The sequence below is a fragment of the Chitinophaga sp. 01L420 genome (assembly GCF_056399985.1).
The window spans coordinates 1-782 of record NZ_JBFTSK010000135.1 but is presented as its reverse complement, the minus strand read 5'-3'; the positions used below and the strand labels follow the sequence as shown (position 1 = coordinate 782).

The 782-nt window shown below is 36.4% G+C and carries 1 rRNA gene; it reads right to left on the bottom strand.

Going from position 1 to position 782, the window contains the following annotated elements:
- Positions 1 to 657 precede the first annotated feature (657 nt).
- A 5S ribosomal RNA gene (gene rrf, locus AC1DP6_RS36485) occupies positions 658 to 769 on the bottom strand.
- Positions 770 to 782 lie beyond the last annotated feature (13 nt).

The following is a 782-nucleotide window of genomic DNA, read 5'->3' as shown; positions in this document are numbered from 1 at the left end:
ACCTAAGCATCACTACTTAGATTCGTGCTGTTGTTTCCATTCTTTCAAAGAACTTATGACTTGCTGATAGTTATTAACCATTAACATTTAGTCGTTGTTGATGTGTGAGATCCGATCTCTGTGGCTCTTTAGCCGAACATCTTTTGTTATTTTTAGAAGAACTTTTTTGTATCGTTTGCGTTGGGGTTGCAAAGGTAGTGATCTTTTATTTAATCACCAAAACTTTTACAACATTTTTTATATTTAATTATCTCTATCTGAATGACTTATATATTAGGAAAGTGCATTTTAACCTTCTGATAATCAACCCATTATTTTGCAAAGAACTGTAACTTTTTGAGCGGACGGCAAAGATATGATCTTTATCATTCGCAGCAAAAATTATTTCAACTTAATTGCTTATTTATTTTCTGTATTTCAAACTGATATTAAGCGTGATGCTTAAGTGTGTTTCTATTCTTTTTAAAGAAGTAGAAAGTGTGATGACATGATATAGTGTAAGTGGTAGGTTGTTGCCTAGCCTGGTGTGTCATCGTGTTAGCAGTAGTGACTGCCCTGTGTGTCAAGTTATTTTGAGATCTGCTCTTTAGCAGACATCCTCTACTCTTAAAGAAAGAAAAAGCCTTAGTGCACAAACACTAAGGCTTCACTTAATAAGTATGGCAGCTACCTACTCTCCCGCATTGTTGTGCAGTACCATCGGCCATGAGGGGCTTAACTTCTCTGTTCGGAATGGGAAGAGGTGAACACCCTCGGCAAAACCACCATAAGATCTTCTTTGC